The organism is Staphylococcus sp. 231237_7MaSpsaltlick (genome assembly GCF_043107035.1).
In genome coordinates this window covers 1-21487 of sequence record NZ_JBICNX010000010.1, presented here as the reverse complement: position 1 = coordinate 21487, position 21487 = coordinate 1, and the positions used below count along the sequence as shown (strand labels likewise).

20 protein-coding genes are annotated in these 21487 nt (G+C 30.1%); all 20 read left to right on the top strand.

Annotation, left to right across the window (positions count from 1 at the left end; genetic code table 11):
* Positions 1 to 148 precede the first annotated feature (148 nt).
* Positions 149 to 1075, top strand: coding sequence for a D-2-hydroxyacid dehydrogenase (locus tag ACF91D_RS18395; protein WP_327620610.1), 927 nt, complete (start codon positions 149 to 151; stop codon positions 1073 to 1075).
* 119 nt (positions 1076 to 1194) lie between these two features.
* Entirely contained in the window at positions 1195 to 2241 is a 1047-nt protein-coding gene (locus ACF91D_RS18390; RefSeq protein WP_327620609.1) for a M42 family metallopeptidase, read from the top strand.
* Between the two features lie 699 nt (positions 2242 to 2940).
* A complete protein-coding gene (locus ACF91D_RS18385; protein ID WP_327620608.1) occupies positions 2941 to 3237 on the top strand; it encodes a DUF2089 family protein in 297 nt (98 codons plus the stop codon).
* A gap of 5 nt (positions 3238 to 3242) precedes the next feature.
* Entirely contained in the window at positions 3243 to 3539 is a 297-nt protein-coding gene (locus ACF91D_RS18380; RefSeq protein ID WP_069793106.1) for a hypothetical protein, read from the top strand.
* A 1530-nt stretch (positions 3540 to 5069) separates the two neighbouring features.
* The gene (locus tag ACF91D_RS18375; protein WP_327620607.1) at positions 5070 to 6404 is read left to right on the top strand and encodes a glycosyltransferase family 2 protein; all 1335 of its coding nucleotides are present in this window, start codon (positions 5070 to 5072) and stop codon (positions 6402 to 6404) included.
* A 30-nt stretch (positions 6405 to 6434) separates the two neighbouring features.
* Complete coding sequence (locus tag ACF91D_RS18370) at positions 6435 to 8693, top strand: bifunctional glycosyltransferase/CDP-glycerol:glycerophosphate glycerophosphotransferase (RefSeq protein ID WP_327620606.1); 2259 nt, start codon at positions 6435 to 6437, stop codon at positions 8691 to 8693.
* A 16-nt stretch (positions 8694 to 8709) separates the two neighbouring features.
* The gene (locus ACF91D_RS18365; RefSeq protein WP_327620605.1) at positions 8710 to 9666 is read left to right on the top strand and encodes an accessory Sec system protein Asp2; all 957 of its coding nucleotides are present in this window, start codon (positions 8710 to 8712) and stop codon (positions 9664 to 9666) included.
* Positions 9667 to 10310: 644 nt separating this feature from the next.
* Positions 10311 to 10949, top strand: a complete 639-nt coding sequence (locus ACF91D_RS18360; RefSeq protein ID WP_069793102.1) for a LysE family translocator — start codon at positions 10311 to 10313, stop codon at positions 10947 to 10949.
* Positions 10950 to 11024: 75 nt separating this feature from the next.
* The gene (locus tag ACF91D_RS18355) at positions 11025 to 11495 is read left to right on the top strand and encodes a GNAT family N-acetyltransferase (RefSeq protein WP_327620604.1); all 471 of its coding nucleotides are present in this window, start codon (positions 11025 to 11027) and stop codon (positions 11493 to 11495) included.
* A gap of 233 nt (positions 11496 to 11728) precedes the next feature.
* On the top strand, positions 11729 to 11941 hold the full coding sequence (locus ACF91D_RS18350; RefSeq protein ID WP_069793100.1) for a hypothetical protein: 213 nt from the start codon (positions 11729 to 11731) through the stop codon (positions 11939 to 11941).
* A 592-nt stretch (positions 11942 to 12533) separates the two neighbouring features.
* A complete protein-coding gene (locus tag ACF91D_RS18345; protein WP_327620603.1) occupies positions 12534 to 13940 on the top strand; it encodes an anthranilate synthase component I in 1407 nt (468 codons plus the stop codon).
* Positions 13937 to 14533, top strand: coding sequence for an anthranilate synthase component II (locus ACF91D_RS18340; RefSeq protein ID WP_069793098.1), 597 nt, complete (start codon positions 13937 to 13939; stop codon positions 14531 to 14533). Before ACF91D_RS18345 ends, ACF91D_RS18340 begins: the two co-directional genes overlap by 4 nt.
* A complete protein-coding gene (gene trpD, locus ACF91D_RS18335; RefSeq protein ID WP_069793097.1) occupies positions 14502 to 15518 on the top strand; it encodes an anthranilate phosphoribosyltransferase in 1017 nt (338 codons plus the stop codon). Before ACF91D_RS18340 ends, trpD begins: the two co-directional genes overlap by 32 nt.
* Positions 15502 to 16284: an indole-3-glycerol phosphate synthase TrpC gene (gene trpC / locus ACF91D_RS18330; RefSeq protein WP_069793096.1), complete on the top strand. Its 783-nt coding sequence runs from the start codon at positions 15502 to 15504 to the stop codon at positions 16282 to 16284. The genes trpD and trpC overlap by 17 nt, the downstream gene beginning before the upstream one ends.
* On the top strand, positions 16281 to 16910 hold the full coding sequence (locus ACF91D_RS18325; protein WP_069793095.1) for a phosphoribosylanthranilate isomerase: 630 nt from the start codon (positions 16281 to 16283) through the stop codon (positions 16908 to 16910). The genes trpC and ACF91D_RS18325 overlap by 4 nt, the downstream gene beginning before the upstream one ends.
* Before the next feature lie 2 nt (positions 16911 to 16912).
* On the top strand, positions 16913 to 18127 hold the full coding sequence (gene trpB / locus ACF91D_RS18320) for a tryptophan synthase subunit beta (protein ID WP_069793094.1): 1215 nt from the start codon (positions 16913 to 16915) through the stop codon (positions 18125 to 18127).
* A complete protein-coding gene (trpA, locus tag ACF91D_RS18315) occupies positions 18120 to 18848 on the top strand; it encodes a tryptophan synthase subunit alpha (protein WP_069793093.1) in 729 nt (242 codons plus the stop codon). The genes trpB and trpA overlap by 8 nt, the downstream gene beginning before the upstream one ends.
* A 116-nt stretch (positions 18849 to 18964) precedes the next feature.
* Positions 18965 to 19624 (top strand): type 1 glutamine amidotransferase domain-containing protein, encoded by a 660-nt coding sequence (locus tag ACF91D_RS18310; RefSeq protein ID WP_039066582.1) that lies wholly within the window; start codon positions 18965 to 18967, stop codon positions 19622 to 19624.
* A 464-nt stretch (positions 19625 to 20088) separates the two neighbouring features.
* Positions 20089 to 21351 (top strand): aminoacyltransferase, encoded by a 1263-nt coding sequence (locus ACF91D_RS18305; protein WP_069793092.1) that lies wholly within the window; start codon positions 20089 to 20091, stop codon positions 21349 to 21351.
* A gap of 28 nt (positions 21352 to 21379) precedes the next feature.
* Positions 21380 to 21487, top strand: a 108-nt coding sequence (locus tag ACF91D_RS18300) for a hypothetical protein (protein ID WP_392437541.1), incomplete at its 3' end; no start/stop codon positions are given.

Here is a 21487-nt window from a genome sequence, read left to right as displayed (position 1 = left end):
TGTGAAACATAAGAACATAAATCGAATAGAATTATGCTAAAGTAAGAGAAAGTAAACAATGAACAACGTAATATATGATAAGCATAGTGATAATTTTTAAAATAAGGCGATTTATAATGATCTTCAAAAAATAAAGGGAGTGTAAATTTTGAAAATAAAAAACATTTTAATTGCAGGTTCACATCAATCTGATTTTTATCCATATTTGAAACAGCTAGAGCAGTATAATTTACGTTTTAAATCGACCGAGATTATTTCACAAGAAGATATGAATTGGGCAGATACATATGTAGGGTTTGCTCCGCATGAAAACTTTGAACCTTCTAAAGTCAAATGGGTGCACACATTTAACGCAGGCGTGAATAATTATTTAGCTATTTCTGGTTGGGATAATACTTTGTTAACTAGAACAATCAGTGATTTTGGAGAAAAAATGAGTGAGTATTGCTTGAGTTATATATTAGCTGATTTACAATGTCATACACAATTTCAAGCACAGCAAAAAGCTAAAGTTTGGTCTGTTAAATCATCAGCTTCATTGAAAGATCAAATTATAACAATACTAGGTACAGGTGAAATTGGTCAAAAGATTGCCGAAGTATTCTCAACATTTGGAGCAACTGTAAATGGCATTTCAAATAGTGGCCAAGATAAAGCATATTTTAATCAAATAAGTAATATAGAAAATGCTCATACAATACTTGAACATTCAAATTATATAATTAGTACCTTGCCACTAACACAAAATACAGAAAAACTATTAAATCAACATTTCTTTAATTATTTAAACGATGCTTATTTTATAAACGTAGGTAGAGGGAAAGTAGTTGATACTGACCACTTACTAGATGCTTTAAATGAGGGAAAGTTAAGACATGCTGTATTAGATGTCTTTGAGTCAGAACCATTAACAGAGAATTCTGAGTTGTGGGAAAGGGAAGATGTTACGGTTACACCCCATATTTCAGCATTAACAGATATAGATGATGCCATATCGTGTTTTTGTAACACATTGAAAAAATTAGAAAATAATGAATCAGTATCTAATCAAGTTGATTTCAGTAAAGGATACTAAATTTAGTTAAGAATTAAACAAGTTGATTTTAATTATAACTGTTAAGGATTTTTGTACAATTATACCAAATTTCGAAGAGAAAAGTTAAAATAGACTTACATATATTAGGAGGGGATTGCATGACTGAATCAATTTTCACCACAATTCAAGCATTAACAGAAATTAATAGCCCATCAGGACACGCAGAAAAGGCAATTAATTACGTTAAAGATGAAGTTGAACATTTAGGTTATACAACAACGCTAACGAAAAAAGGGGCATTGCTGATCACTGTGAAAGGTGAGAACGATGAAGCCCAAAAATGTATCACTGCACATGTTGATACGCTTGGTGCTATGGTAAAAGAAATTAAAGAAGATGGAAGATTAGCCTTGGACTTGATTGGTGGCTTTAGTTATAACGCAATTGAAGGAGAATATTGTGAAATAGAAACTTCGTCAGGACAAACTTATACTGGTACCATCTGTTTACATGAGACGAGTGTCCATGTGTATCGTAATAATGACGATATACCAAGAAATGTTGAACACATGGAAGTTAGATTAGATGAAAAAGTGATGTCAAAAGAAGACACTGAAAGTCTAGGTATAGATGTAGGAGACTTTATAAGTTTTGATCCAAGGACTCAAATCACATCATCAGGATTTATAAAATCACGTCATTTAGATGATAAGGCTAGTGTGGCAATGATTTTAGAGTTTTTAAAAACAATTAATAATGAAAACTTAACACTACCTCATACGACACAATTCTATATTTCAAACAATGAAGAAATTGGTTACGGGGCAAATGCTTCAATATCACCAAAAATTGTTGATTTTATAGCTTTTGATATGGGAGCGTTGGGTGATGGTCAAACATCTGATGAATATACAGTATCAATTTGTGCGAAAGATGCATCAGGCCCTTATCATAAAGCGTTACGTGAACAACTAGTTAATTTATGCCAACTTAATAACATCCCTTATAAAGTAGATATTTATCCATATTATAGTTCGGATGCATCTGCAGCATTAAAGGCAGGCGCTGATATCAGACATGGCTTATTTGGTGCAGGTATTGAATCTTCACATGCACTAGAGCGTACGCATATAGATTCGTTAAAAGCAACTCAAGCACTGCTTCATGCATATTGTTTAGCTCCTATACAATCACACATACAATAATTTAGATATATTTCGAAGAGAACTGTAACCTAAGCAGTTTGTATATAGCGATAGATGTTGGAAAATATAGTTGAATTTAACATTAGGATTATGTATGAGAGGAACCCTAAGTGGATACTCTCAGACTGTCGACAAAGTCTCTGACTTAGTTGGCAGTTTTTTTGTGCACGCTTTCCGCGGGCACTGCCTTAGCCTGTAGCCTTCGGCTAGTGCTCTTCCCGCAGGAGTCGGCCCAAATCACTGCCAATATGATAATATATAAATTAAACAGTGGTGTTTATTATGGTAAGTAAATTAATTGATAAAAGAGATCACTACGAACTAACTTTTTATCTCTAAGTAAGTTACTAATAAACATTTATTAATTAAAATTGATATAAAAAATTACATAATATAATACGGACAAAATTTAGAGGAGATAGCAAAATTTCATGGATACCGCACTATTTGTGCTATCGAGAATCTTAAAAAATCACAATGTGGTTAGTAAAGGGACTTATAATGGACTGTAGACTACAATATTTTGAAAAGTAACTATATAAATAAAAACTATACAAATAAATAATACTGTAGTGAAATTTTTGTTGAAGGGTATTTATGGTTGGTTTTTAATATTATTAAATTTTATTTAAATAATGTTTAATTATCGTTTAATATTATTTAATAAATTGATATAGTGATTGATAAGAGGCGATTTTATTGAAGAATAATGACCTACCTATATGGATGGCTAATTTAGAAAAATCAGACTTTGAATTTATTAAAAACTTTGTCATGAATTCTGGATCGTTAAAGTCATTGGCAAAACATTATGAAGTATCATATCCAACAATTAGACAACGTTTGGATAATGTAATTGCACGTATTGAATCCACTCAAGATAATGAAAAAAGCTCATTAGTTAATTACGTAAGAAAGTTAGTAATAGAAGAAAGGTTAGATTTAAATGATGCTAAACAATTGTTAGAAATTTATAATAATGAAAAAGGAGATTGATTGACTTGAACATTTTAGCAACATTATCACCAGCTATTTTATATGCGGTGTTATTGGCAATTCAATATTTTTTATCTAGAACAGGAAATAAAATAGTGGGGGCGATTGTGCCTGTTATATTTGTAATCGTTCTCATTTATTTGTATTTAACAGAAAAGCTGGGGTTAAATATATGGGGAGCTATAATATTTGGCGTTATAGGATTGTTGTTTCTACTTGGCCAATGGGATAGCGCACAAAAAGATAAGAAGAAAAAAATGGAAAAAGAACTAGATAAGATGGAAGGAAAAGATTTAAATTAATTTGAGATTAATGATTGTTTATAAATATACGTACAAACGGTGTGAAATTCATTTGTAAATATGACTACTGAATAAATATATTACATAAAATAAGCACTTTGTATTCCTACTTTTCGCGATATTATAATATAGTTAACAAGGATATTTGCATTTGATACACCAAACCCCTCACTACTGAGAAGAGTGAGGGGTTTTTGGGTGTGACATAATCGCCTATTTTACTTATTGTCACGTTGAAAACTTACTTATCATTTTCTGTTAATTTCTGTTCAAGTTTACTAATACCATAAATTATTATAAATAAACCCACAGGTAAAAGTATTGTACTTAAAGTATTATTTGAAACTAGAAATATTATTACTAGGGCATATATAGTACATAAAACTGCCGTTAATAATATGTTTGAGACTTTAGTCATATAAAAACACCTCATTAATAATGATTTATAACTTTGTCAATTTACTTTCTTCGGTAATGGTATCTTTGAGGACTGTTTATCGACATAGGCAATTTCCTATCAATTAATATATTTAAACACCAACTGGATCAGAAGTACCCATACTAACAATTCGAATAACTACTGAATGCGAAAGTTGCAATCTACATTATCTTTTTTAATATATCCATTGTTTAACCTTCACTTTTAACAATAAAAAATAGTACTATTATTTTTTACGTTGTTCCAAAACTACTAATACCATATTTCCCTAGAGATTTAAAGACATTATCAATTAATTCTTCTTTATAGGCTATTAATCCTATCAACCGTTTATACCCACCTAATTGCCGATAATTTATATACATACTATCTACTCTTGTTTTTAATGATTGAGTGATAATAGTAACACTTAGGTTAGTTTTCACACTAGAAAACAATGATTCTAAGTTTGATTTGCGTTCATTATCTAATTGTAGTTCGGAAAAGTTTTTCTCACAAATGTTAATGTGTCACAGGATGAATTTAAGTTATATTTATGCTTTTTGAACTATATTAAATGTGTGCAAATTAATTAACTCATAAAAGTATTTTAAATTAATTTTATAATACTCAAATGAGAGAGTAGCAAAATCTAATAAATTAATAAAACACAAAAATGTATATTGAATATATATATGCGTTGTGTTAAATTTAATTAACGTAAAACAATTCAATGATAAATTAAATGTATTAAATATATGATGCCTGCTTGATAAAGTCTAGTCAATTTTTATTTGTTGTTTAAAATATTTGGAATTACTTTATTGTTTTATTTTAAATAGTATTAAATTTAATTATATGTATAATATATTTAGATTGTTTTAGTTGGAATATATCTATAGAATTTATAGAATATAGAGGGAATACCAATGATCCAACTTTGAAATTTCAGTTAATTTTTAATGAAACTATATTAACTTGGCACACTATTGATATGGGAGTTTTTAGTGTGTTTAGAAACGAATAAGCAAAACTCAACATAAAAGTTATTAGTGCAGGGATACTAATAACTTTTATGTTGAAAATGTGAATTATGTAATTGGGGGAATAAAATGTTTTCAGTTATTGTTCCTGTTCACAATAGTGAGACTACAATTGAAGTGACTTTGCTTAATATTTTGCGTAAGCTACCTTTTTTTGAAGATGAAATTATTATTGTTAATGACGGAAGCACAGATGGTACAAGTAATATACTTAATAAATTTAAAGGTTATAGTAACGTAAAAGTAATTAATCAATCTAATCAAGGAGTTAGCTCAGCCAGAAATACTGCGTTAGAAGTTCTAAGTGAAAATACACAGTTCGTGACTTTTGTTGATGATTCTGATTATCTAGGAGAGAAATTCTTTGAATATGTATTAAACTATTTTAGAAGGAATAATGAAATAGATATAGCAGTTACGCCTATAACCATAGTTGAAAATGGGAAAACAAGAAATAATAATTTAAATTATAAATTTAATTCTCAAACTGAATTTGTAGATATAATTAAAAATACGCAGAGTATACATTATCATATTGGGGGAGTGGTTTTTAGAAAAAAAATATTTAGCCACGAAAAGTATCGATTTGATGAAACTATAAGTTATTGGGAAGATGCAAAATTGATTAATTCTATATTTTTAGAAAAGCGATTTTATGGATTAATAAAAAAGGCCACTTATTTTTATAATAGAAATGATAATTTCTCGCTAAGTAATACTGCGTGGGATTCCTCCAACCGCTACACGTATCAAATAAAGGCGAATTACTTCCAACTAATAAGACACTCCGTAGGGAAATATGATAAAGCAATAGAATACATTCAATTTCTACTAGCTAACCATTTTTTAGAATATATAAGAGAACGTAATCAATCCAAAATTAACTTTGGTTTTGTGTTGAATGATTTAGAATTCATCTCAAGTGCAAGAAAAATGTTCGAGTATATTTCTGTGTCAGTTATAGACAAATTAAAAGTTCCTAACAGTCATAAAAATTATTTATATTATCTGAAAAACGAATCATTTCCATATTATAGATATTTCAATAAAATTAGTTTATTTATCCAAAATTATGATTTTACAAAGAGGGAGTTACAATTTAGTTTTTCACCAAACTCGTTTGGAATACCAAATGACTCTGATGTATATATTTATAGTAAGCGTAAGAGGTTTGCCAAAGCTGAATTATATAATGAAAGATTCTTTGTCATATTAGAAAAGAAATTTAACGATTTTAGCCGTAATATATATAAGGCTAAAGTTTCATGGCTACAAGTGTTTTTGGGATGCGATATATTGATTGTAGATAAAACTTTAAACGAGATAATACAGATTAAAAACCCATCTTTACTTGTAAGAATACTTAAGAGGTTAAAGATAGGCAAAAAAATGCCTAAGTATTAAACGAACTTATTTTGAAGGGTAGGAAAAAAATTGGAACATGATGTTAGTATTATAATTCCTGTATTTAACGCTGAACAACATATTAAAGAAACGTTGAATTCTATTGAAAATCAGCGTTTTAATGGTGCAATCGAAGTGATTTTAATTAATGATGAGTCTGAAGATGGATCTGTAAAGATAATAGAAGATTTTATTAGTAAGCCAAGTAATAAAGGTATTAACTACAGGTTTTTTAACGATGGTGTAAATAAGGGACAGGGTGCAAGACGAAACTTTGGTATTGATAATGCAACTGGTGAAGCAATTTTATTTTTAGATTCAGATGATTTGCTAACTAAAGATGCTATTCAAATATCATTTGATAGACTGAAAGGGACATATGAAAATGATTTTGTTATTTTTGAATGGGCATATTATTATCCTGATCGAAATGAAACAATATTTGTAAACAAAGAAAAATATCAAAGTAAAAAAGCTTTATATCGTGAAACATGTGAAATGCTTTTATCTTGCTCTTCTTATTTCACGGTAAATAAATTATATAGAAAAGAATTTTTAGATAATCATAATATAAGATACGGCGAAGGGTATATATACGAAGATTTATTATTTTATGTAAAAGCAACTTTAAGAGCAAATAGAATCCCAATTGTTTCAAATATTTTATATAAAATTCGCGTTCATAATGAATCAACAACTAAAACTAATCATGACAGTTTGAAACATAGAGATTCATTTTTAATTGCAATGAATGATGCCACTGCTCAATTGCATAATGGATTTAAAAACAAATTTTCCCCATATCATTTAAATAAATATCTAATATATAGAACAATGTTATACGCGGAAAAAAGATTGCCAAGTGATAAGAAGATAGTTAACGATTTTATATTATCAAGTATGCAGATTATAAATAAGAATTCCCCAGTTATCGAAGTTCCAAAAGGTGTTATACCTTTATATGACTATGCTTTTAAACAAGGAATTGTAAAAAAATTAGATGTGAAATTAATGAAGAAACTGTTTAATCTTCACAAAGAAAACAGGTTGAACTTTTATCAAAGTAGAGAAATTGATAAAAAATTAAAGAAACAAAAATTAAAAAACACATTAAATAATAATTTTTATTTGAAGCCTTTAATATATAAGGCCAGAAGAAAAGTGCATTCTAGAAGAGCTAAAAAGAACAACAAAGAATTAGAGATATTATTGAATAAAGATATGAAGAAAAAATCAATTTTAATGCTAGGGTATGACTATTCATTTACTGGTAATTCTAAATATCTTTTTGAATATTTAAAAAATAAATACACAAATAATTTCTTGAAAATAGCAACATTCAATACAAATGTTCCAGAGGAATATAGAGTAGAGCCACGATCCCAAGAATTCTTTGAAACATTTTATTCATCAAATATTATTATAGCAGAGTCTTGGATTCCTCTAGCTTTTAGAAAAAAAGAAGGACAAAAGTGGATACAGTTGTGGCATGGTACACCTTTTAAGAAAATGTTGTTTGATACAAACGAAATTAAAATGATTTCATTGAATCCTAATCATAAAGTTCAGCAAAAAAAAGATATATCTCGATGGGATTATTTATTATCTGACTCAAGAGCAGCTAAAGAGAAGTTCCAATCATCTTTTGACATAGGTGAAAGTAAAATATTAAATTCAGGGTACCCAAGGAATCAATGGTTAGTAGAGAATAAAGATAATAATGAATTAATTAAAGATATAAAAATCAAAAATAATATTCCACCAGAGAAAAAGGTGATATTATACGCACCTACATGGCGTGATTATAATTATAAAGTTGCTGAACATAATAAAAACAAAAAATATATGGCCGATTTTCGTAAAATATTAAATCAATTAGGAAATGATTATATTATTATAAACAAAGCACATACAATGGATAATCAACCTTCATGGAATCTGGGTATGAAAAATGTTATTACTGTAAATAATAATACAAATATTCAAGAGCTAATTATAAGTTCAGACATTATAGTAACCGATTATTCATCAATCTTTTTTGATGCAATTCATATCAATAAACCATTTTATTTATTAATGAAAGATTTTCCTGAATTTGATTTAGTACGTGGAATTTATAATGATATGTATCAAGACTTTTTACCAATTGTTGCTCGAGATGAAAATGCATTAGTCCAAAAAATAAAAGCAAATATTTTCCAAAAATACACAGTACCACAAAAATATTTAAATACTAGACTTTTAAATTCTAACCAATTAATTTATGAGTTTATAGACAGTATAAAATAGGAGACATCTAGAGCATATGAAAATATATAATTCTTATAAAGATATAGAATTTCTTGGTCAAGAAAAAATCTTTGTGAATACCGGTAGTGAAAAAAACTTACTAGAATTATCACGAGAGAATAATGATATAAAAAGTGTTTATAAAGATTTATTAGCAAATGATTATATCCTTTATTTGCATAAAAATTCAGTTTCTCGTTTTTGTAAAAGAGAACATACTTATAAATTATTTAGCGAAGAGCATAAGCTCAATAGATATAAAAATATTTTGTATAAATTAAATCAACCGAGTGGACGTAAAATTAACAATAAAGTACCCAAAAAATTATTAGTTATTTTTGCTCGGATGCCCAGTAATAAAATGTATGATAACGCTAAAATACCTGTCAGAATGTTCCCTCCTACATTTGATAATATTGAAAGAAGCTTAATTAAAAATGTGTATATTATGAGAATAATGGATTTGAACGTTTCTCATGGCTCGTTCTATGTTAATACAACCAATAATCCTTTGTATGAAGATGAGATACAAGAAGCAATAAAAGAAGTTACGAATAATTTAGGGGTTTTAAAAGAAAATGTTGTATTTTATGGTTTTTCTAGAGGCGGGTCAGGAGCACTGTATCATGGAGCGATGTCAGATTATAAAGTATTAGCAGTCGACCCTCTACTTAATATTGGTGGAAATATGTTTATGAATGATAAACGATTTTTAAAAGGATTAAGAGATGAAGACGTTACCCCAAAAGTGAATGATTATTTAGCTCAGTCTAATAAACAAGAAAAGTTTGTTATTTGCTGCGAAAACGTTAAATTTTACTATGAACAAATAATAAAAATAGATAATAATTATTTTAAGCGTATTGATTTAGACGATGATAATATATCGATTCATTCTGATGTATCACCAAACAGCGTGCCCGAACAACTTATGATATTAAATTATTTATTAGGCGGACAAAAATTATTTTAATAAAATAAGATATAAACAATAAAAAATTACGAATAGCAATAACAACAATATTAATAAGCATTATAATTACTTGAAACGAAAAGTATATGCTATAAACTAGTATTTGAAGTTGTACTTGAAGAAGAGTATACATTTAATTACCTTGGTGATTAGATTAATAATTAATAACATCATTAATTTAATATTTGAAAGAATAACCTATCTGATTTGAGATAGGTTATTTTTATAGAATTACAATAATTGTATTTTCTAAGTAGTATTTGGTTGAATTTATTTATATGTTAGAATTTGAAATTATATTATTATTCTTTACAAATAAGTATTTGATTTTCGATAAGATGTCTAAGGCAATGTAATAAATATATTATAATAATGTAAAAAAATGTATAAAAATTAATTACATTCCAAAGATTTGATGATACAATTATTTAGGCGCGATGTTTACTTGTTGGTTTTAAAGTTACCTAAAACATATGTGTATAATAAACTGAAAAATCTGTCATTTAGGGAGCCTATGACAAAATATTCATTTTAATTATACAGAGAAAAACTAAAATGAATATGTCATTTGAGGTAATAACAATATTGGAAAAGTAAATAAAGCGTACATACATACAAGTGTAATAAAGGGAGTTTTGCTAAATATGATCTCACTATTTATATCTTACATAATTTTAGGTATCACCTTATCTTTACCAGCAGGAACTATGACGATTGAAATGTCAAAACAAGGCTTGAAAAACGGATTCTTTCATGGTTGGTTTGTTGGTATAGGCGGTATGACAGTAGACTTGATTATGATACTAATTATTTATTTTGGTTTTTCAGAAATATTAATGCTTCCAGCAGTAGAAATAGCAATGTGGCTAATAGGGTTTTTATTCTTAATGTATATTGGGATAGAAAGTATTAAAGAGGCAAAGCAACCTCTAGATGTCTCTGGTAGTAACATAGGCAAAAAATCTTTAATTAAGTCTTATGGCAGAGGGATTATGATGGCTGTTACTCCATCAAATATAGTGTTTTGGATTGGAGTATTTGGCACTGCCCTTACCACAGCAATTAATAATGTGAGTGGATATCAATTTCTATTGGTAGCTTCCGGTATATTATTTGGAATATTGATTCATGACATTATATTAATGGGAATAATTAGCTACACGCGAAAATTTGTGAATCATACATTTACTAAATGGACATCTATAGTTGCAGGTTTTTTACTTATTGGTTTTAGCCTATACTTCGCTCTTTTATTTATTGGAGAGATAAAGCATATGCTTTAATTTGTAGTTTTTTTAATTAAGAATATGAATCCAATTGTTTATAACAGTTTCTAAGCAAAGAGAGGATGAATAAAGATGCATTTTAAGCAAGCAATAATTTCTGATGCACCTATAATTCACAAGTTGATGATTAGAGCGTTTTCAGAATACAAAAATGATATAATCCCATCTAGCGCTTTAGAGGAAACAGAAAACGGTATTACTAAAGCCTTATCGCAAGAAGGAGAAAAAGCTTTAATCGCATATGAGTCAGATGAACCAGTGGCAATGGCTAGATTTAAAATAGATAATTATCAAATGAATTTTTATCGCCTATCTGTAGATCCTATATGTCAAGGACAAGGCGTAGGAAAGAACCTATTAAAGTCACTAGAAGCATATGCTAAAAGTAATGATGTATCAGAAATTATATGTAAAGTTCGTATGAATATTAAAAAGAATATTAAAATTTATAAAGATAGCGGTTACTTTATATTCGATGATTATACTATTGATAAGCCGAATAATGAGTCATTACATATTGTATCTATGAGGAAATTTATTTAAAGGTGCAATGAAAGAAATGATGCCAATTATTGTTTAATACAAAGAGAAAGTAAGTGAAAGAAGATTCTAGCTTACTAATTTTAAAATTGTCTTTCACACCATCTAACCACAATTTTCACTTTAGCTATTGCATCTTGCTGTGATAGTTTTAAAATAGAGAGTGACTAACTAAAACAAAATATAATTGAAATTTTGTTTTAAAAAAGCAAATAAAATTTGGGAGATTATAAACTATGAAAAAACCGAGTTTGAGAGCTGTATTATTTACTATATTTTGGCTTTTAGTATTGCTATATGCTGCTTATGTAACATTTGCAAATCATAAGATACCATATCATCCAATTATATTCTTGTTTTTATTTGCAATAGGTGCAAATATTATTAAAAAAGTAGCACCGAAAGATAATTATGAAAAATATCAAAATAACGAAGATAGATTACGATAAAAAGTGTAAATACAAAGTTTTTCAGCAATTGATATACCGTGGAAAACGACAGTAAAATTCACAAATTAAATTTAAATGTTGACAAATTCGATTTATACTAGTAGGATTTTACTTAATTACTTATCGCAACAAAAGTTGCCATTTGAAAGATAAAGTAGCAAATATGTGATGTAGCAATAAGAAAGCTAATGGTTGATGGAAATTAGCACTGCATATATTGTGAATTGGGCTTTTAAATGAAAATTAAATAGCAATTAAAGTGAACAATGAACTTGTTAACTAAGGTGGCACCACGGTAACGCGTCCTTACAGTATGCGTTAGCGTGGTGTTTTTTTATACTAAAATTGAACTAAATTGGAAGACAAAATGAAGTAAGTGATGATTAGGTAGTTACAGAAAGTTAGTGGTTGATGCGAACTAACACCTACATATACTGAAATTGGGTTTTGTTGGATTACAAATGAATATAACAAAGAGAGAGTAGATGGTTTTTAAGAAACTAGATTATCTACTAATTTTAGGTGGTACCGCGCGTCAGCGTCCTTGAACATTGTTTAAGGATGCTGATTTTTTTATAAGGAGGAAAGTAATATGAAAGTACAATATCAAAAATTAAATGCTGAAGTTACCCCGGAAGCTCTAGCAAGATTAAGAAATAATAAAATAATTCTAGAAAGTTCAGATCAATCTCAATTAAAAGGGCGTTATTCTATTGTCATTTTCGACACGTATGGATCTATTACTTTGGACAATGATGCAATGACTGTAGACACACCGAATGGAATAAACATAGAACGTAATCAACCATATGACAAAATGAAGGAACTTATTGATCAATACAAAACGGCGATAGATGACGAAATATTGGCACAATTACCATTTATCTCCGGATTCGTTGGATCATGTAGTTTTGATTTAGTAAGACATGAATTTCCGGTATTAAAGCAAATTGAATTAGCAGACCACCCACAACACGACACGAAATTTCATATGGTAGAGGATGTTTATATTTTTGATCATTATAAAGAACATTTATATGTTATAGCGACAAACTTATTTTCTAATGATAATGACTCACAATTACAAGAACGTGTGCAACGTCGTGTGGCAGAGTTGCAACAAATTAAAATTTATACAACACAAATTGAACATCTTTCAATAGAGAAGGACATAAAATCCAATATGCAACCAACGCAATTTATTGAAACGGTTGAACATATGAAAACACTTATTCAACAAGGCGACATGTTCCAAGTTGTACCATCAATTATTTATAGCTATGAACACTTTTTTGGTCAACAACTACAACCATTATCGTATCAGCTATATCAAAATTTAAAACGGCAAAATCCAAGTCCATATATGTATTATATGAATATGGATCAACCTATCATTGTCGGAAGTTCGCCTGAGAGTTTTGTAAAAGTACATGGTGAAACTGTAATCACTAATCCAATTGCTGGAACAATTAAAAGAGGCGCTACCGAAGATGAAGATCAATTAAATGAAGCGCAGTTAAAAAATGATGATAAAGAATTAAGTGAGCATAGCATGCTAGTTGATTTAGGACGAAATGACATTCATAGAGTAAGTCAGACAGGCACATCAAAAATTCAAAAACTAATGACAATCGAACGTTATGAACATGTAATGCACATTGTGAGTGAAGTAACTGGTAAATTAAAAAATAATTATTCACCAATGACTGTAATTGCAAGTTTATTACCTACAGGCACAGTGTCGGGAGCACCAAAACTCAGAGCAATCCAACGCATCTATGAATCACAACCATATAAGCGTGGCGTTTATAGTGGTGGTATTGGCTATATTAATTGTAATCATGATTTAGATTTTGCATTAGCAATAAGAACGATGATGATTGATGAAACGCATGTGAATGTGCAAGCAGGCTGTGGTGTAGTATATGACTCTGTACCTGAAAAAGAGCTGGAAGAAACGAAACTGAAAGCAAAAAGTTTATTGGAGGTATCACCATGATATTAATTGTCGATAACTATGATTCTTTTACTTATAACTTAGTGGATATGATAGCCCAGCATAAAGAAGTGATTATTAAGTATCCAGACGATCCAAGTATTTATAATTTGAATGTTGATGGTATAGTGATATCGCCTGGGCCGGGTCATCCATTAGATACGGATAATCTAATAAATGTTATTAAGCACTATGAAAACAAACCTATATTAGGTGTGTGCTTAGGTGCACAAGCGTTAACTTGTTATCATCAGGGTGATGTAATTCAAAGTGAAAATATTATGCATGGTAAAAAAGATCAAATGCAAATTATAAAAGAAACAAAGTTATATACTGATATTCCAGAATATTCTGAAATAATGAGATATCATTCACTTATTAGCAACCCACAGATGATGCCTGAATCTTTATCGATTACAGCAAAAACGAAAGATTGTATTCAATCATTCGAACATATGCAGTTATTACATTATGGTATTCAATATCACCCTGAATCATTCGCAACTGAATTTGGGGAACAAATTATTAAAAACTTTTTAAATATAGTAGAGGAGGTTGGAAAGCATGGAATTACAAGCATTACTCAAACAATATAAACCATTAAATCAACAACAAATGAATGCGTTTATCGAGTTACTTCTTTCTGAAGATGTGAAAGATGAAGTGAAAATAGAATACTTAGCTTCATTTTCAGAAAAGAATATCACACAGGAAGAGTTAACATACATTGTTAAAAGTTTGATTCATTCTATGTATGATCAACAGCCTTACTATCCAAATAGTATGTGTGTGTGCGGTACTGGTGGAGATAAATCTAATAGCTTCAATATTTCAACTACTGTCTCTTTTATAATTGCGAGTGCCAATGTTCCAGTTATTAAACATGGTAATAAAAGTGTTACATCATCATCAGGTAGTACAGATTTACTAAATGCTATGCAAATTCAAACGACTTCTGTAGGACAGACACCTAGCCAATTGGACGATACAGGTTTAGCGTTTTTGAGCGCGACAGAAACGTATCCAATTATGAAGCAAATACAACCTATAAGAAAACATATGAGCAATCCAACAATTTTTAATATAACAGGACCGATGATAAATCCTTTTAAATTAGATTATCAAGTTATGGGTGTCTATGAAACTTCAAAACTAGACAAGATTGCTCAAACGTTAGCAGATTTAGGACGAAAAAAAGCAATTGTAGTGTATGGGGCGAACGGTATGGATGAAGCTACCTTGTCTGGAGACAATATTATATATGAAGTGAACGCAAATGAGAGTGTTAAAACATACACTTTAAATGCTAACGATGTTGGGTTAGATTATGCGCCAAATGAAAATCTAATCGGTGGTACACCAGCTGAAAATTTAGAAATCACTAAAAATATTTTAAATGGAACAGATCGTAGTGCCAAAAGAGATGTCGTTGTATTGAATGCTGGTATTGCATTATATGTATCAGAGCAAGTGACTACAATTCAAGAAGGTGTAAATAAAGCACAGAAATTAATTGATGAAGGTAAAGCATTAGCACAATATAACAAAATGGGAGGAAAAACGTATGACTATATTGGATGAAATCGTATTATATAAAAAGGATTTGCTCAAACAGGGCTATTATGAAGAAAAATTAAAAACACTTGATGATGTAGATATTTCACATAAAACTACATTTAAAGCACAAATAGATGAATCGAATCGTTTAGCAGTTATTGCAGAAATTAAATCTAAAAGCCCAACATTAAATGAATTACCTGGTAGAAATTTAGTGCAACAAGTTAAAGATTATGAAGTAAACGGAGCAAACGCAGTATCAATATTAACTGATGAGCAGTATTTTGGTGGTAGCTATGAACGTTTACAATCCTTGACTACGCAAACTGACTTACCAGTATTATGCAAAGACTTTGTCGTAGATAAAGTACAAATAGATGTAGCTAAAAAAGCAGGCGCTTCAATTATTCTATTGATTGTCAATGTCTTAACCGATCAGCAATTAAAAGAGTTATATCAATATGCAACGTCATTAAACTTAGAAGTACTTGTTGAGGTGCATGATAAAGAAGAGTTATCACGTGCTTATCAATTGAATCCACAGATTATTGGCGTAAATAACCGAGACTTAAAAAGGTTTGTCACAGATGTTTTGCATACTAATGAAATTTTAGAAAATAAAAAAGATGGTTATTATTATATTTCAGAAAGTGGCATTCGTGATGAACAAGATGTAGCTAATATAGTAGATTCTGGTATTGATGGTTTATTGATTGGTGAATCGTTAATGAAATGTGATGATTTGAGCCAGTTTTTACCAGGATTAAAATTAAATAAGGTGAAGAAATGAAGTTAAAATTTTGTGGTTTTCGTCAATTAGCTGATGTGAAAAAAGCAAAAGATATGGACATCGATGCTATAGGGTTTATTCATTTTTCCAAAAGTAAGCGATTTGTTGATATACAAACTATTAAGCAATTTACAGATATTATCCCTGAAGGTAAAGAAAAGGTCGTTATCTTGGTGAATCCTGAATATAAGGTGATAGATAGTTTAATAGAAGAAACTGGTATCACATCAATTCAATTGCACGGTGAGGAACCATTGTCTACCATTTCGTATATAAGACAAAAAGATAAAGATATAAAAATTATTAAAGCTTTGCCAGCTCAAGATAGTGCATCATTACTGACAGCAATTGAATATTATAAATATGTAATAGACCAATTTATTATAGACACACCATCACAAAATTATGGTGGTACAGGTAAAGTGTATGATTGGAAAATGTTGGAAGTTATTAGAGATATTGATTATTTGATTGCAGGTGGGATCAATTATGAAAATATCCAAAAGATTGAAAAATTATCGCTGCAACATGGTGGTTATGATATTGCTAGTGGCATAGAAACAAATAACGATAAAGATATATGTAAAATGCAATCAATAATAGAACTAGTAAAAGGAGCTAATTAATTATGGTTAAAAACATTCAAACAGAAGTAGATGAATTTGGTTTCTTTGGTAATTATGGGGGGCAGTATGTACCGGAAACTTTAATGCCGGCAGTACAAGAACTTAAAAAAGCTTATCAAGAAGCAAAAGAAGATCCTAAATTCCAAGAAGAACTTGATGGTTATTTAAAAGATTATGTAGGCCGTGAAACACCATTGACTTATGCTAAGTCATACTCGGAATCATTAGGTGGTGCCAAAATTTACTTGAAACGTGAAGACTTAAACCATACTGGTGCACATAAAATTAATAATGCACTTGGGCAAGCGTTGTTGGCTAAACGTATGGGAAAAAACAAACTAGTTGCTGAAACAGGTGCAGGTCAACATGGCGTGGCTAGTGCAACGGTAGCGGCGTTGTTTGATATGGAGCTTGTTGTATTTATGGGTGAAGAAGATATTAAAAGACAATCATTAAATGTTTTTCGCATGGAATTATTAGGTGCCAAAGTAGAACCAGTAACAGAAGGTCAAGGAACGCTGTCGGATGCAGTGAACAAGGCATTACAATATTGGGTTAGTCATGTAGAAGATACGCATTATTTATTAGGTTCTGCCTTAGGCCCAGATCCATTTCCTACTATTGTAAGAGATTTCCAAAAAATTATAGGTACTGAGATTAAATCACAAGTACAAGAGATTGAAGGGCGCTTGCCTGATGCTATTGTTGCTTGCGTTGGCGGGGGATCAAATGCAATTGGAACGTTTTACCCATTCGTCGAAGATGACGTGAAGTTATATGGCGTCGAAGCAGCTGGTGAAGGTTTTGAGTCTGACAAACATGCATTAGCAATAAATAAAGGTAAAGAAGGCGTGTTACATGGTACGAAGATGTATCTGATTCAAGATGAGCATGGACAAATTGAATTAGCGCACTCTATTTCAGCTGGATTAGATTATCCTGGCGTGGGCCCTGAACATTCGTATTATCATGATATCGGCAGAGTGAAGTATGCAACTGCAAGTGATAAACAGGCAATGGATGCACTTGTTAGATTCACTAAAGCTGAAGGTATTATTCCTGCTATTGAAAGTGCGCATGCTTTAAGTTATGTTGAAACTTTAGCACCAACTATGGACTCAGATGAAATCCTTGTTGTTACAGTATCAGGTCGCGGTGATAAAGATATGGAAACGATTAGAAATTATATGAAACAGGAAGGTGACACACATGCATAAATTATTTATACCATATGTAATGGGAAATAAGCATTTTATTGAAAATGTAAAAACACTGAGTAATGTCGGTGCAGATATTATTGAAGTGGGTGTCCCTTTTTCAGATCCAGTTGCTGACGGGCCAGTGATTATGGATGCTGGTAGCAAAGCAATCCAAGAAGGAGTAAATATACAATTTATTTTGGATCAACTCACAGAACATCGTAATGAAATCGAAAGTGATTGTGTGTTAATGACATATTATAATATCATCAACTATTATGGTGAGACAGACTTTTTACAAGCATGTGCGCGTGCGGGTGTTTATGGATTAATCATACCAGATTTACCACATGAATTAGTGCAACAATTTAAAGCACGACACCCACAAAGACAAACAAAAATCATCTCATTAATCGCTATGACAACATCTGAATCTCGAAGTAATCAAATCGCTAAAGAAGCAGAAGGTTTTATTTATACTGTAACGATGAATGCTACAACGGGTGAAAATGGTAAGTTTCATCCAGATTTAAAAGATAGAATAAAAAAAATAAAATCTAAATCTAAGGTGCCCGTAGTTGCTGGGTTTGGTATACGAACACCTGAACATGTTAAAGATATTACAGAGGCGTCAGATGGTGTAGTTATAGGTAGCGAAATTGTTAAACGGTTTGAAAATGATAGTGAAAAAAATATGTTGAATTACTTAAAATCTATAAGAAATGCACTTAATCAATAAAATTCCACAATAATTTTATGTATAATTTTGTTAAAATAAGGGTAACAGATTATCAGAGGATTATTGGTATATATTTTATCAAAGATAATTCTTATTTTATGAAGAGGTGATATAAAATGAGCAAAAAAGTTTTATTCATACTAACAAGTAGAGACCAATATGATGATGGAACACCAACAGGATTATGGTTAGAAGAGGCGAGCGAGCCTTATAATATATTAACTGAAGCAGACATTGCTGTAGATTTAACTTCTATTGAAGGTGGAGCTGTTCCATTAGATCCAAATTCAACACAGAATAATGAATTAGATAAGTATGCAGAATTTGTAGCAAAAATTAAAGATGTGCCAAGCATTGCAGAAATAGACGTAGCTCAATATGACGCTGTATATTTACCTGGTGGTCACGGCACGGTATTTGATTATGCACACAATCAACAGTTATCATCGATATTAGCTGATTTTAAAGACGAAGATAAAATCATTTCATCAGTGTGTCATGGGCCAAGTGCATTTGTTGGTGCCAAAGATAAACAAGGTAATTTCTTAGTTAACGGGGTTACGCTTACTTCGTTTACAGATGAAGAAGAACGTGCAATGGGCTTAGAAAATAAAGTGCCATTCTTAACTCAAACAGAATTAGAAAATCAAGGCGCTAAATTCATAACTAAAGAAAACTTTAGCGAGCATGTAGAAACAGATAGTCAATTTATCACTGGGCAAAACCCACAATCAAGTGTTGCTATCGGTAAAGCGTTACGAGATGCATTAAAATAAGTACAATGATAATGAATTAGTTATTTATTTGTACTAATAAAAAACTGGGAGACTTATTAAGTTTCCCAGTTTTTATTATATTTTAAGAAATAACTAAACAGACAATAACATTTGAAGTTAATCATAGTTGAAGAAGGCTGAATTAAAGCAGTTTATGTATGATTACTTATCTTAATAGCTTAATATAAAGCTGAAATATCATTTCACCATCCTATTGTTATAAGATGTTGTTTAGTAAGTAAATGAATATTATAATACTTTTTAATAATTAAACTAATGCTGATGAAAGATTAAATGGAAATACTTTGTTAGAATAGAAGTAACGATAATAATTGTAAGACAGACAATGAATATAAAGCTTTATGAACAGGGTTTTGATTTTGTTTTATGAATGAATATTGTATAATAATTAAGATTGAAGTTTAACTCGAAAAAGAATTATAGACAATTAGGAGTATACAAAAATGAAATTTACGAATTTAACTGCAAAAGAATTTGGTGCATTTACAGATAAAATGCCAAATAGTCATTTTACACAAATGGTAGGTAATTATGAATTAAAAATTGCAGAAAGTACTGAAACACATTTAGTAGGCATAAAAAATAATGAAAACGAAGTTATCGCAGCTTGCTTATTAACTGCGGTACCAGTAATGAAATTCTTTAAATATTTTTACACTAATAGAGGGCCAGTTATAGATTTTGAAAATAAAGAGTTAGTACATTATTTTTTCAATGAATTATCAAAATATGTAAAAAAACATAATGCGCTTTATTTAAGAGTTGACCCTTATTTAGCTTACCAATATCGTAATCATGATGGTGAAGTATTGGAAAATGCTGGCCATGATTGGGTTTTCGATAAAATGAAACAACTTGGATACAAGCATCAAGGTTTTTTAACAGGTTTCGATTCAATTATCCAAATTAGATTTCACTCTGTACTGGACTTAGCAGGTAAAACTGCTAAAGATGTACTAAACGGTATGGATAGTTTACGTAAACGAAATACTAAAAAAGTACAAAAAAATGGCGTGAAAGTTAGATTCTTAGGGGAAGATGAGTTGCCAATTTTCCGCTCATTTATGGAAGATACATCAGAAACTAAAGATTTTGACGATAGAGACGATGATTTTTACTATAATAGATTAAGATACTATAAAAATCGTGTTCTAGTACCTTTAGCTTATATGGATTTCGATGAATATATTGAAGAATTGCAAGCTGAACGTGAGGTATTAAGCAAAGATATCAATAAAGCTGTAAAGGATATCGAGAAAAGACCTGAAAATAAAAAGGCGTATAATAAAAAAGATAATCTAGAGCAACAACTTATAGCGAATCAACAAAAAATTGATGAAGCTAAAGCTTTACAAGAGAAACATGGTAATGAACTACCAATCTCAGCAGCATATTTCATCGTTAATCCTTATGAAGTTGTATATTATGCAGGGGGAACGTCAAACGAGTTTAGGCATTTTGCTGGTAGTTATGCCATTCAATGGAAAATGATTAACTATGCTATCGACCATAATATTGATAGGTATAATTTTTATGGCATTAGTGGTCATTTCACAGAAGATGCAGAAGATGCTGGTGTAGTGAAATTCAAAAAAGGATTTAATGCAGAGGTAGTAGAATATGTTGGTGATTTTATTAAACCAATCAATAAACCAATGTACAAAATTTATACGACATTAAAGAAAATTAAAGATAAAAAGAAATAAACATTTAAAAGAAGGGAACTAAGCTAGAATGAAATTTACAGAGTTAACTGTCAAAGAATATGACAATTTTGTACAGAATCCAGCACTAGAGAGTCATTACTTTCAAGTGAAAGAAAATATTGCGACAAGAGAAGAA